This is a genomic window from Rubrivivax sp. A210 (genome assembly GCF_904426505.1).
Classification (GTDB): Bacteria; Pseudomonadota; Gammaproteobacteria; order Burkholderiales; family Burkholderiaceae_C; genus Rubrivivax.
The window spans coordinates 354,225-366,089 of the sequence record NZ_CAJGBN010000034.1 but is presented as its reverse complement, the minus strand read 5'-3'; the positions used below and the strand labels follow the sequence as shown (position 1 = coordinate 366,089).

13 protein-coding genes are annotated in these 11,865 nt (G+C 67.3%); 2 read left to right on the top strand and 11 right to left on the bottom strand.

Features of this window, described 5'->3' with window-relative positions; translation table 11 throughout:
• Window positions 1-15 precede the first annotated feature (15 nt).
• The 5 genes from phoU to pstS all read right to left on the bottom strand — a co-directional run bounded on the left by phoU (window position 16) and on the right by pstS (window position 4,547).
• Window positions 16-723 carry a phosphate signaling complex protein PhoU gene (gene phoU, locus JMV16_RS17765; protein WP_201495613.1) on the bottom strand — a complete coding sequence of 236 codons (708 nt, stop codon included), beginning with the start codon at window positions 721-723 and terminating at the stop codon, window positions 16-18.
• A gap of 19 nt (window positions 724-742) precedes the next feature.
• Window positions 743-1,528 carry a phosphate ABC transporter ATP-binding protein PstB gene (gene pstB, locus JMV16_RS17760; protein WP_201495612.1) on the bottom strand — a complete coding sequence of 262 codons (786 nt, stop codon included), beginning with the start codon at window positions 1,526-1,528 and terminating at the stop codon, window positions 743-745.
• 16 nt (window positions 1,529-1,544) lie between these two features.
• Window positions 1,545-2,411: a phosphate ABC transporter permease PstA gene (gene pstA, locus JMV16_RS17755; protein ID WP_201495611.1), complete on the bottom strand. Its 867-nt coding sequence runs from the start codon at window positions 2,409-2,411 to the stop codon at window positions 1,545-1,547.
• Entirely contained in the window at window positions 2,408-3,385 is a 978-nt protein-coding gene (gene pstC, locus JMV16_RS17750; protein WP_201495677.1) for a phosphate ABC transporter permease PstC, read from the bottom strand. The genes pstA and pstC overlap by 4 nt, the downstream gene beginning before the upstream one ends.
• Before the next feature lie 127 nt (window positions 3,386-3,512).
• Complete coding sequence (pstS, locus tag JMV16_RS17745) at window positions 3,513-4,547, bottom strand: phosphate ABC transporter substrate-binding protein PstS (protein WP_201495610.1); 1,035 nt, start codon at window positions 4,545-4,547, stop codon at window positions 3,513-3,515.
• A 178-nt stretch (window positions 4,548-4,725) separates the two neighbouring features.
• Here pstS and JMV16_RS17740 point away from each other — a divergent pair, with 178 nt between their 5' ends.
• The gene (locus JMV16_RS17740) at window positions 4,726-5,226 is read left to right on the top strand and encodes a fasciclin domain-containing protein (protein WP_201495609.1); all 501 of its coding nucleotides are present in this window, start codon (window positions 4,726-4,728) and stop codon (window positions 5,224-5,226) included.
• Window positions 5,227-5,260: 34 nt separating this feature from the next.
• Here the strand turns inward: JMV16_RS17740 and glmM are convergent, their stop codons facing one another.
• From glmM to JMV16_RS17720, 4 genes are all read right to left on the bottom strand, one after another.
• A complete protein-coding gene (gene glmM, locus JMV16_RS17735; protein WP_201495608.1) occupies window positions 5,261-6,595 on the bottom strand; it encodes a phosphoglucosamine mutase in 1,335 nt (444 codons plus the stop codon).
• A 100-nt stretch (window positions 6,596-6,695) separates the two neighbouring features.
• Complete coding sequence (gene folP / locus JMV16_RS17730) at window positions 6,696-7,538, bottom strand: dihydropteroate synthase (protein ID WP_201495607.1); 843 nt, start codon at window positions 7,536-7,538, stop codon at window positions 6,696-6,698.
• A 126-nt stretch (window positions 7,539-7,664) separates the two neighbouring features.
• Window positions 7,665-9,569, bottom strand: coding sequence for an ATP-dependent zinc metalloprotease FtsH (gene ftsH / locus JMV16_RS17725; protein ID WP_201495606.1), 1,905 nt, complete (start codon window positions 9,567-9,569; stop codon window positions 7,665-7,667).
• Between the two features lie 183 nt (window positions 9,570-9,752).
• Window positions 9,753-10,433: an RlmE family RNA methyltransferase gene (locus tag JMV16_RS17720; protein WP_201495605.1), complete on the bottom strand. Its 681-nt coding sequence runs from the start codon at window positions 10,431-10,433 to the stop codon at window positions 9,753-9,755.
• A gap of 20 nt (window positions 10,434-10,453) precedes the next feature.
• Between JMV16_RS17720 and JMV16_RS17715 the strand changes: the two genes are divergently transcribed.
• Entirely contained in the window at window positions 10,454-10,930 is a 477-nt protein-coding gene (locus JMV16_RS17715; RefSeq protein ID WP_201495604.1) for a YhbY family RNA-binding protein, read from the top strand.
• Here JMV16_RS17715 and JMV16_RS17710 read toward each other — a convergent pair.
• Both JMV16_RS17710 and greA read right to left on the bottom strand, forming a co-directional pair.
• Complete coding sequence (locus tag JMV16_RS17710; RefSeq protein WP_201495603.1) at window positions 10,908-11,375, bottom strand: DUF4149 domain-containing protein; 468 nt, start codon at window positions 11,373-11,375, stop codon at window positions 10,908-10,910. The genes JMV16_RS17715 and JMV16_RS17710 overlap by 23 nt on opposite strands.
• Window positions 11,375-11,851 (bottom strand): transcription elongation factor GreA, encoded by a 477-nt coding sequence (greA, locus tag JMV16_RS17705; protein WP_201495602.1) that lies wholly within the window; start codon window positions 11,849-11,851, stop codon window positions 11,375-11,377. Before greA ends, JMV16_RS17710 begins: the two co-directional genes overlap by 1 nt.
• Window positions 11,852-11,865: the final 14 nt, after the last annotated feature.

Below are 11,865 nucleotides of genomic sequence, written 5' to 3'. Positions count from 1 at the left end.
GGGGTTCCTGGGCGCTCAGCGGATGGCGTTCTCGACCTCGGCCATCGAGGAATGCCTCACGTCCGTGCCCTTGACGACGTAGATGATGGCCTCGGCCAGGTTCTTGGCGTGGTCGCCCACGCGCTCGATGGCCTTGGCCACGAAGACGAGGTCGATGCTGGAGGAGATGGTGCGCGGGTCTTCCATCATGTAGGTGATGAGCTTGCGCAGCAGGCCGTCGAACTCCTGGTCGATCTGGTCGTCCTGCTTGAGCACCTCGAGTGCGCGCGCCGTGTCCAGGCGGGCGAAGGCGTCGAGCGATTTGCGCAGCTGGGCGATGGCGAGGTCGGCCTCGAAGGCGAGGTCGGCCACCGGCAGGCGCAGCCTTGATGAGACGCCGGTGGCGATCAGGCGCTGCACCGTGCGCGCGATGCGCGCCGCCTCGTCGCCCACGCGCTCGAGGTTGGCGATGGCCTTGCTGACGGCGATCAGGAGGCGCAGGTCACGCGCCGTGGGCTGGCGCCGCGCGATGATGGCCGAGAGATCGCGGTCGATCTCGACCTCCATCTGGTTGACGCGCTCTTCCTGCGTCAGCACCTGGGCGGCGGTCTCGTCGCTGAAGTGGGTGAGCGCGTAGAGCGCCTGCGCGACCTGGGATTCGACCAGGCCGCCCATCTCGAGCACGCGGTTGGAGATGCCGCTGAGCTCGGAGTCGAACTGCGTCGAGAGATGCTTGTCCGTCATGCTGGGAACTCCTGGTCGGTCAGCCGAAGCGGCCGGTGATGTAGTCCTCGGTGTCCTTCTTCTTCGGCTTCATGAACAGCTCGCCGGTAGGACCGAACTCGACCAGGTCGCCGAGGTACATGTAGGCGGTGTAGTCGCTGCAGCGCGCGGCCTGCTGCATGTTGTGGGTGACGATGAGCACCGTGTAGTCGGTCTTGAGCTCGTGGATCAGCTCCTCGATCTTGCCAGTGCTGATGGGATCCAGAGCCGAACAGGGCTCGTCAAGCAGCAGCACCTCGGGCTTGATGGCGATGCCGCGGGCAATGCACAGGCGCTGCTGCTGGCCGCCCGAGAGGCTGGAGCCGCTTTGCGCCAGCTTGTCCTTGACCTCGTTCCACAGCGCTGCCTTCTTGAGCGCCCACTCGACGCGTTCGTCCATCTCCACGCGCGGCAGGCTCTCGAACAGCCGCACGCCGAAGGCGATGTTGTCGTAGATCGACATCGGGAACGGCGTCGGCTTCTGGAACACCATGCCGATCTTGGCGCGGATCAGCGTGACGTCGATCTTGGAGTTGAGGATGTTCTCGCCGTCGATGGCGATGCTGCCCTCGGCGCGCTGCTCGGGGTAGAGCTCGAACATGCGGTTGAAGGTGCGCAGCAGCGTACTCTTGCCGCAACCCGAGGGCCCGATGAAGGCCGTGACCTTGCGCTCGGGGATGTCGAGGTTGATGTGCTTGAGCGCGTGGAAGCTGCCGTAATAGAAGTTCAGGTCGCGCACCGAGAGCTTGATGCGCTCGCCGGCGGCGGTGTCGGTACGGGTGTCCATGGTTGCCGTGGGCCCTTCAATGCTTGTTGCGGAAGAACACGCGCGCCAGGATGTTGAGCGCGAGCACCCCCACGGTGATCAGGAAAACGCCGGCCCAGGCGAGCTTCTGCCAGTTCTCGTAGGGGCTCATGGCGAACTTGAAGATGGTCACCGGCAGGCTGGCCATGGGCTCGCCCAGGCTGGTGGTGAAGAACTGGTTGGACAGCGCGGTGAAGAGCAGCGGCGCCGTCTCGCCGGCGATGCGCGCCAGCGCCAGCAGGATGCCGGTGACGACACCGGCGCGCGCCGCCTTGAGAGTGACCGAGCCGATCACCTTCCACTTGGGCGTGCCCAGCGCATAGGCGGCCTCGCGCAGCGCGTTGGGAATCAGGCTCAGCATGTTCTCGGTGGTGCGCACCACCACCGGAATCACGATCAGCGCCAGCGCCAGCACGCCGGCAAAGGCGGAGAAGGTCTTGGTCGTCGCCACCACGGCCGAGTAGATGAAGAGGCCGATCACGATGGACGGCGCCGACAACAGGATGTCGTTGATGAAGCCGGTGGCCGCACCCAGCCAGGTCTTCTTGCCATATTCGGCCAGGTAGATGCCGGCCATCACGCCGATGGGCGTGCCCACCAGCGTGGCCAGCGAGACCATGATGGCCGAGCCGACGATGGCATTGGCCAGGCCGCCGGTTTCGGCCTGCGGCGGCGGTGTCGACTCGGTGAACACCGACCAGGCCAGGCCGCCCAGGCCCAGGCGCACGGTCTCGACGAGGATCCAGACCAGCCAGAAGACGCCGAAGGCCATCGCCGACAGCGCCAGCGTCAGCGCCAGCGCGTTGACGAGCTTGCGCTTGCGGTACAGGGCCAGGCGGCCGGTGTCGAGGGAGGCGAAGCTCATGTGCGGCTCCCTTCACCCTGGCGCAGCTTGGACAGCAGCAGCTTGGACAGGGCGAGCACGACGAAGGTGATGAAGAACAGCACCAGACCGAGATAGATCAGCGAAGCCTGGTGCAGGCCCTCGCCGGCCTCGGCGAACTCGTTGGCCAGTGCCGAGGTGATGCTGTTGGCCGCCTGGAACAGCGAGAGCGAATCGAGCTGGTTGAAGTTGCCGATGACGAAGGTGACCGCCATCGTCTCGCCCAGCGCCCGCCCCAGGCCCAGCATGATGGCGCCGACGACACCGGTCTTGGTGTAGGGAAGCACCACGCGCGAGACCACTTCCCAGGTCGTCGAGCCCAGGCCATAGGCCGATTCCTTGAGCATGGGCGGCGTGGTCTCGAAGACATCGCGCATCACCGAGGCGATGTAGGGAATCACCATGATGGCCAGGATGATGCCGGCCGACAGGATGCCGATGCCCACCGGCGGGCCCGAGAACAGCGTGCCCAGCATGGGCACGCCGGCAAAAATCTTCTGCAGCGGCTGCTGCACATAGGTGGCCAGGATGGGGCCGAAGACGAGCAGGCCCCACATGCCGTAGACGATGGACGGCACGGCCGCCAGCAACTCGATGGCCACGCCCAGCGGACGCTTGAGCCACTTGGGCGACAGCTCGGTCAGGAAGACGGCGATGCCGAAGCTCACCGGCACCGCGATGACGAGGGCGATGATCGAGGTCATCAGCGTGCCATAGATCATCACCAGGCCGCCGAACTTGAGCTGCACTGGATCCCATTCGGTGGAAACCAGGAAGCCCAGGCCGAAGCCCTGGATGGCCGGCCAGGCGCCGACCATGAGCGAGGCGATGATGCCGGCCAGCAGCAGCAGCGTGACCCAGGCCGCGCCGTGCGCCAGCGCCGAGAAGGCCAGGTCGGCCCAGGGCCACACGCGCCGCCGCGGCGGCGGGTTGCCGCGCGGCTGGGTGCGTTCGATTTGGCCGTCCTCTGCGTAGGGACTGGCAGGTAGCGTTGCGGCCAAATTGCCTCCGCTCGTCGAGGGTTCGGAAAGGATGGTGCCGTCCCCGCGCAGGGGTTCAGTCGCGCGGGGATGGTCCGTCACGTCACTTGAAGGCGATGGGCTTGCCGGCGCCGTCCTTGATCTGCTCGGCCCACTGCTTGCGTACCAGATCTTTCACGGTGGCCGGCAGCGGCACGTAGTCGAGATCGTCGGCCAGCTTGTCGCCGTTGTTGTAGGCCCATTCGAAGAACTTGAGCGCATTGCTGGCGTTGACCGGCTTGTCCTGCTGCTTGTACATCAGGATGTAGGTCGGGTTGGTCAGCGGCCAGGCTTCCTTGCCCGGCTGTTCGGTGGTGATCTGGAAGAAGGTCTTGTTCCAGTCGGCACCGGCCGCGGCGGCCTTGAAGGCGCTGTCGCTGGGCGCCACGAACTGGCCGTCCTTGTTGCGCATCAGCGTGTACGTCATCTTGTTCTGCTTGACGTAGGCGTACTCGACATAGCCGATCGAGTTGGGCAGGCGCTGCACGAAGGCGGCCACGCCCTCGTTGCCCTTGCCGCCGGCGCCGGCCGGCCAGTTGACGGCCGTGCCTTCACCGACCTTGGTCTTCCACTCGGCATTCACCTTGGACAGGTAGTTGGTGAAGATAAAGGTCGTGCCCGAGCCGTCGGCGCGGCGCACCGGGGCGATGTCGGCATCGGGCAGCGGCACGCCGGGGTTCAGCGCCGTGAGCGCGGCGTCGTTCCACTTCGTGATCTTGCCCAGGTAGATGTCGCCCAGCACCTGGCCCGTGAGGCGGATCTGGCCCGGGGCGATGCCCTTGATGTTGACCACCGGCACCACACCGCCGATGACGGTGGGGAACTGGACCATGCCGTCCTTGGCCAGTTCGGCATCGGTCAACGGCATGTCGGAGGCACCGAAATCAACCGTCTTGCCGCGAATCTGGCGGATGCCGGCACCCGAGCCCACCGACTGGTAGTTGATACGGGCACCCGAGGCCTTGTTGTAGGCATCGGCCCACTTGGCATAGATCGGCGCCGGGAAGGTGGCGCCGGCACCGGTCACGTCCTGGGCCAGCACGGCCGAGTTTGCGAGCAGAAAGGTGGACGACAGGGCCAGGAGGCGGATCACGGTCATGAGGATGGTCTTTCGGATGTTGACGCAGTGTGACGCACTCTAGAAGCCTTTTGTGACAGGCGTTTGACCAATCCGGCGACCCCGGGGCGTTGACACATGCCGCCGCGAAACCGTCACGAAAGCGTCACTTGTCCGGCATAGCCTGCCCGCATTTTCATCCCGCAGGAGTGCCCACCGCATGTACGCCCGTCGCCAAGCCCTTACCCTCATCGCTTCCCTGGCCGCCCTGGCAACCCTGGCGGCTACCGCCGGCTGCGCCACCACACCGGCCCCGGCCACGCTCACCGAGACCTTGGGCCGCAATGCCTCGACCCAGACGCTGGCCCGCCTCGTCAAGGACGCCGGCCTGGGCGAGACCCTGGCCAGCGCCGGCCCCTATACGGTGTTCGCGCCCAGCGATGCCGCCTTCAAGGCCGTGCCGGCCAAGACGCTGGCCGAACTCGCGGCCAACAAGGAACAGCTCAAGGCCGTGCTGAGCTACCACGTCGTCGCGGGCAACTCGCCGGCGGCCGCGATCAAGCAGGGCAATGTGAAGACCGTCAACGGCGCCAACCTGGCGCTGGCCAAGTCGGGCGGCTTCATCACCGTGGAAGACGCCGTCGTCGAGCAGGCCGACATCAAGGCCAGCAACGGCGTCGTACACCTCGTCGACCGCGTGCTGATGCCGCCCAAGAAATAAATCCCGGGCGGCAGCGGCTGAGGCGCCGCGCGCTTCAGCCGCGGGCGGCGGCGTCGGCCATCTGCTGGGCGCAGCGGCGGCCCAGCGCCGCGTCGCGCGCCTCGACCATCACGCGCAGCACCGGCTCGGTGCCCGAGGCGCGGATGAGCACGCGGCCACTGTCGCCCAACGCTCGCTCGGCGGTTTCGCGGGCGTCGGTGAGGCGCACATTGCTCTTCCAGTCGCTGCCCTCGGGCAGGCGCACATTGATCATGGTCTGCGGATAGAGCGTGACGCCTTCCAGCAGCGCGTCCAGCGTGCGCCCGCTGCGCCGCACCGCCTGCAGGATCTGCAGCGAGCTGACGATGCCGTCGCCGGTGGTGTGGCGGTCCAGCGCCAGCAGGTGGCCGGAGCTTTCGCCGCCCAATTGCCAGCCGCGCGCCGCCAGTTCCTCGAGCACATAGCGGTCGCCGACCTTGGCACGCACCAGGGGCACGGCCTGGCGCGCCAGCGCCTGCTCGATGGCGATGTTGGTCATCAGCGTGCCCACCACGCCCGGCACCGCCTGCTTCTGCGCCAGGCGGTCGGCGGCCATCACGTACAGCAGTTCGTCGCCGTTGTAGAGCCGACCCTGGGCGTCGACCAGCTGCAGGCGGTCGGCATCGCCGTCGAGCGCGATACCGTAGTCGGCGCGGTGCTCGGCCACGGCCTGCACCAGGGCCTGCGGCGCGGTCGCGCCCACGCCCTGGTTGATGTTGAGGCCGTCGGGGGCGCAGCCTATGGTCACCACCGTGGCGCCGAGTTCGTGGAAGACATCGGGCGCGACGTGGTAGGCCGCGCCATGGGCCGCGTCGACGACGATCTTCATGCCGCGCAGTGACAGGCTGTGCGGCACCGTGCCCTTGCAGAACTCGATGTAGCGTCCGCGGGCGTCTTCCAGCCGCCGCGCCTTGCCCAGGCCGGCCGAATCCACCCACTGCGGCGCCTGCGCCAGCACGACCTCGACATCGACCTCCCAATCGTCGGACAGCTTCTCGCCGCCCGAGGAGAAGAACTTGACGCCGTTGTCGTCGAAAGGGTTGTGCGAGGCGCTGATGACCACGCCCAGATCCAGCCGCAGCGCGCGTGTGAGGTAGGCGACGCCGGGCGTGGGCAGGGGGCCGCTGAGCAGCACGTCGACGCCGGCCGAGGCGAAGCCGGCTTCGAGCGAGGATTCGAGCATGTAGCCCGAGATGCGCGTGTCCTTGCCGATCAGCACCGTCGGGCGCGCGGTGCTGCGGCGGAGCACACGGCCGACGGCGTGGCCCAGGCGCAGCATGAAATCCGGCGTGATCGGCGGCCTGCCGACCGTGCCGCGTATGCCATCGGTACCGAAATACTGTCTGCTCATGTCGTCAGGCCCCCTTGCCCGCTTCTGCTTTTGCCGATTCTGTTTCCGGGTGGCGATGCTCGGGCCGGGCCGGCATCGCCGCGTGAGGATTTGTGCCGGCTCAGCCGGCCTCGATGCGGCCGAGCTGCACCGCGTGCAGCACACGCAGCGCGTCGACCGTGGCACGCACATCGTGGACGCGCACGATGGCCGCGCCACGCACCACCGCGATCAGCGCGGCAGCGGCGCTGGCCGCCTGCAGCTCACCCGCTACACGCCCGGTGATGCGGCCCAGCGTGCCCTTGCGCGACCAGCCCACCAGCAACGGCCGTCCCAGCGCCAGCAGTTCTGCCTGGCGCGCCAGCAGCTGCAGGTTGTGCGCGGAGCGCTTGGCGAAGCCGATGCCGGGGTCGAGCACGATGCGCTCGGGGTCTATGCCGGCCGCCCTCACCTCGGCCAGGCGCTGCGCGAGGAAGGCGCCAACCTCGCCGACGACATCGCCATAGACGGTGTCGGCGGCCATGGTGGCGGGCTCGCCACGCATGTGCATCAGGCAGATGCCGGCGCGGCCGTGGGCCGCCAGGCAGGCCAGCGCTCCGGGCCGGCGCAGCGAGCGCACATCGTTGATGATGTCGGCGCCCAGATCCAGCGCCTGGCGCATCAGCGCCGGCGAGCTGGTGTCCACCGAGACTGGCACACCCAGCGTGAGTGCGGCGCGCAGCACCGGCAGCACGCGGGCGCATTCGGTGGCATCGTCGATCAATGCCGCACCGGGCCGCGTCGATTCGCCGCCGATGTCCAGGATGTCGGCGCCGTCGGCCAGCAGGCGCTCACAGTGGGCTATGGCGGCAGAGGCCTCGTCATGCCGGCCCCCATCGGAAAAGGAATCGGGCGTGACATTGACGATGGCCATCACGCGCGGGCGCGTGAGGTCGATGGCGTGGCGGGTGGTCAGCCAGCGCATCGGGTCGGGGCGACAGTCGGGCGTGGCGCGCAAGGCGAGACAGGCTGGGAGATGCAAAAACTGCCGGGCAGCAAAGGCAAAGCGGGGCCGCTGCCCCGCCTCGCGATCGGAACCGGGCGAATCCGCTCAGGCCGCGGCCGGCGCGCTGTCGGAGCCCACTGGAGCCGACGGGCCGCTGTGCTTGCTCGAAGAGGGGTTGCTGTCCTTGGGGGCGCGCGGAGGCTTGCCGGCCATGATGTCGTCGATCTGGTCGGCGTCGATGGTTTCCCATTCGAGCAAGGCCTTGGCCATCACATGCATCTTGTCCTGGTTGTCTTCGATCAGCTTGCGCGCGATGGTGTACTGCTCGTCGATGATGCGGCGGATCACCGAGTCGACCTTGCGCATCGTCTCTTCCGACATCGTCGTCGTCTTGGTGACCGAGCGGCCGAGGAAGACCTCGCCCTCGTTCTCGGCGTAGACCATGGGGCCCAACTCGTCGGTCATGCCGTAGCGCGTGACCATGTCGCGGGCGATGGCCGTGGCGCGTTCGAAGTCATTGCTGGCGCCGGTGGTCATCTGGTTCATGAACACCTCTTCGGCGATGCGCCCGCCGAACAGCACGCTGATGGTGGACAGCATGCGCTGCTTGTCCATGCTGTAGCGGTCGCCTTCGGGAAGCTGCATCGTCACGCCCAGGGCGCGCCCGCGCGGAATCACGGTGACCTTGTGGACCGGATCGGTCTTGGGCATCAGCCGTGCCACCAGGGCATGGCCCGACTCGTGGTAGGCCGTGTTGCGGCGCTCTTCCTCGGGCATCACCATGCTCTTGCGCTCGGGGCCCATCATGATCTTGTCCTTGGCCTTCTCGAAGTCGTTCATCTCGACGACGCGGCCATTGCGGCGGGCGGCGAACAAGGCGGCTTCGTTGACCAGGTTGGCGAGATCGGCACCGCTGAAGCCCGGTGTGCCGCGCGCCAGGATGTCGGCGCGGATATCCTGCCCCACCGGCACCTTGCGCATGTGGACGTTGAGGATCTGCTCGCGGCCTCGCACATCGGGCAGCGTGACATAGACCTGGCGGTCGAAGCGGCCCGGGCGCAGCAGCGCGGGGTCGAGGATGTCGGGCCGGTTGGTGGCGGCCATCACGATGACGCCGAGGTTGGTCTCGAAGCCGTCCATCTCAACCAGCATCTGGTTGAGCGTCTGCTCGCGCTCGTCGTTGCCGCCGCCCAGGCCGGCACCGCGGTGGCGGCCCACCGCGTCGATTTCGTCGATGAAGATGATGCAGGGCGCGCTCTTCTTGGCCTGCTCGAACATGTCGCGCACGCGCGCCGCGCCGACGCCGACGAACATCTCGACGAAGTCGGAGCCGCTGATGCTGAAGAACGGCACCTTGGCCTCGCCGGCGATGGCCTTGGCCAGCAAGGTCTTGCCGGTGCCCGGGGGGCCGACCAGCAGCACGCCGCGCGGGATGCGGCCGCCCAGCTTCTGGAACTTCTGCGGGTCTTTCAGGAAGTCGACCAGTTCCTTGACCTCTTCCTTGGCCTCGTCGCAGCCGGCCACGTCGGCAAAGGTGGTGGAGTTGTTGGCCTCGTCGAGCATGCGCGCCTTGCTCTTGCCGAAGCTGAAGGCGCCGCCCTTGCCGCCGCCCTGCATCTGGCGCATGAAGTAGATCCAGACGCCGATGAGCAGCAGCATCGGGCCCCAGCTGACGAGGATGCTCATCAGGATGGACGGCTCTTCGCGCGGCTTCACGTCGAACTTGACGCCGTTGGCGATGAGGTCGCCGACCAGGCCACGGTCAAGGTAGGTGGCGGTGGAGCGCAGGCGCTTGTCGTCGCTGGTGGTGGCGATGATCTCGGTGCCGCCACCCGGGCTTTCCTGCAGCGTGACGGTCTTGATGCGCTTGCCGCGGACCTCTTCCAGGAAATCGGAGTAACCGATCTGATTGCCCGACGCCGTGCCCCGATCGAACTGCTTGAACACAGTGAACAGCACGAGGGCGATCACCAGCCAGACAGCTACTTTCGAGAACCATTGATTGTTCACCGCGGCTCCTTCTTCCAATTCAGCGGTTCCGCGCAGCGAAGACCGCCGCGCCGGATTCCACGGCAGATGGGGTTGATTCTAAGGCAGACAAGGGTTTGCAAGGCCTTTTTGAGGCCTCTGTCAAGAGCCGCAAACCGGGTCCGACTGCACGCACCGGGCCGGCGCGCCCGTCGACTACCGGCATCAGGCCGGCGCCACTGCCTGGGCACGGGCCTTGAGACCCAGGCCGACCAGAAAGGTTTCAGATGACTTGTCTCGCGAGGCCTTGGGCTTGATCGGCTTGACGACGCGGAAGCGCTCCTTGAAGAGCTTGACGAGCTGGCTGTAGCCGCTGCCGTGGAACATCTTGCACACCAGCGCGCCCTCGGGCTTGAGGTGCAGGCCGGCGAACTCGACCGCCAGCTCGACCAGGTGCGCCACGCGCGCCGCGTCCGACGACTCGATGCCCGAGAGATTGGGCGCCATGTCCGACAGCACCACGTCGACCGGCCGGCCGGCGAGCGCGTCGACGAGCTGCTGCGCCACCGAATCTTCGCGAAAGTCACCCTGGATGAAGACGATGCCCTCGATGGGCTCGAACTCGAGCAGGTCGAGCGCGATCACGGTGCCGTTGAGTTCACCGGCCGCAGCCCCGGCAGGGGCGAAGCGGCGCCGCAGGTACTGGCTCCAGGCACCGGGCGCGGCGCCGAGGTCGACCACCACCTGGCCGGGCCGGATCAGCTTGAGCGTCTCGTCGATCTCGGACAGCTTGTAGGCGGCGCGGGCGCGGTAGCCCTCTTTCTGGGCCAGCTTGACATAGGGATCGTTGAGGTGGTCGTTGAGCCACGCCTTGTTGATCTTCTTGCTCTTGGACTTGATTTTCATGGGCGGTCGATAATACGGGCATGACTGCCATTCAGCTGACCCCCGCACAACGCAAGGAGCATCGCTCCGGCGCCCATCACCTGGACCCCGTGGTCATGATTGGCGGCGAAGGCCTGACCGCGGCCGTGAGCAAAGAAGTCGACCTCGCACTCAAGGCCCACGGCCTTATCAAGGTGCGCGTCTTCAGCGACGACCGGTCTGCGCGCGAAGCCATGCTGGCGACGCTGGCCGACGAGCTGGGCGCCGCCCCGATCCAGCACATCGGCAAGCTGCTGGTGCTGTGGCGCCCGATCCCGCCCAAGGAAAAGGCCGAGCGCGACGACGATCGCATGGCGGGCCCGCGCGTCGTCAAGCTGGTGAGCTTTTCCAAGAGCGGCAACCACCGCGCGACGATCAAGAAGGTCAAGGTGTTCGGCAACGAGCGCGTGGCCGCCGGTGGCCAGATCAAGCGCGCCAAGAAGCGCGTCACCAGCATCAAGAAGAAGCAGGCCGACTGAGAACCGGCCCGGCGGCACCGCGCCAGGCCAGTGCCAGCACGAGGGCGAGCTTGACGACGAAGAAGCCGGCGCTGATGGCATGCAATTGGCCGAAGCTCAAAGCGCCCTGCCCCGCCCGCGCCGCCACCATCATCGGCTGCAGGCCAAAATAGCCGGCCACAGTGCAGAAGAGGGCGCCCAGTGCCAGCGCCATGCCGGTGCTGAACTGGCTGCCCTGCCCGCCCGCGGCGCGGCGCCGCGCGGCCACACGTTCGAGAACAAGCACCAGCACGCCCAGCGCGATGCCGGTATAGGCATCCTGGGCCAGCATGCGGCCGACGACGCGGCCGGCCATCGGGCCGTCCAGCGTGGCAAAGGGCGCCGGCGTGGCCAGCAGGGCCAGGCAGAGCAGCCAGCCGGCCCACAGCGCCGGCAGCAGGCGGCGCAAGCGCTCGGCAAAGACCATCAGGCGTAGCGCACGTCCACGATCTCCCAGTGGCGCACACCGCCGGGTGCCTGGACTTCGGCCACGTCGCCGGCTTCCTTGCCGATGAGGGCACGCGCGATGGGGCTGCTGATGGAGATGAGGCCGAGCTTGAGGTCAGCCTCGTCGTCGCCGACGATCTGGTACGTGACCTTGGTGCCGCTGCCTTCGTCCTCGAGGTCGACGGTGGCGCCGAACACCACCTTGCCGCCAGCGTCCAGGCCGCTGGGATCGATCACCTGGGCCGCGGCGAGCTTGGACTCGAGTTCCTTGATGCGGCCCTCGATGAAGCCCTGCTTGTCCTTGGCCGCCTCGTACTCGGCATTCTCCGACAGGTCGCCCTGGGCGCGGGCCTCGGCGATGGCCTGGATGACGGCATGGCGCTCGACCGACTTGAGCCGCTGCAGCTCGCTCTTCAGCATCTCGGCGCCGCGCCGCGTGAGGGGGATGGTGACCATGGGAATCCGCTCGA